This window comes from Psychrobacter sp. W2-37-MNA-CIBAN-0211 (assembly GCF_040309405.1).
Lineage (GTDB): Bacteria > Pseudomonadota > Gammaproteobacteria > Pseudomonadales > Moraxellaceae > Psychrobacter > Psychrobacter glaciei.
Genome location: NZ_JBEOOU010000079.1, coordinates 1 through 319, shown reverse-complemented (window position 1 = coordinate 319; position 319 = coordinate 1). Strand labels below are relative to the sequence as shown.

The 319-nt window shown below is 44.2% G+C and carries 1 protein-coding gene; it reads right to left on the bottom strand.

Annotation, left to right across the window (positions count from 1 at the left end; genetic code table 11):
- A partial coding sequence (locus AAEY72_RS14375; RefSeq protein ID WP_352311186.1) for a hypothetical protein occupies positions 1–319 on the bottom strand: 319 nt, incomplete at both ends.

Sequence of the window (319 nt, the reverse complement as noted above, 5' to 3'; positions counted from 1 at the left end):
GTTGCACTTAGGCGCCTGGTAGTTAATGAGTTGTTTTTAATTTTTAATACCGAGTATTTTACGGCGTCGAGTGTATCTACATACACACAAAGAGAGGATTCGATGCCGGTTTCACTGTGCTCAAAGGTACTATAACCAAAGCCATGGCGGGTTATATAGGGATTAGCCCCACGTTTTGGCATCGCACAAGGTGACCAAAATTTACCTGTATCTTCATCACGTAAATAAAAGGCTTCGCCACCAGATGAGCCTGTAGTGTCTGCACTCCAAGGCGTTAAACGAAACTCATGGGCGTTTTCGCTCCACGTATAAGCAAAAC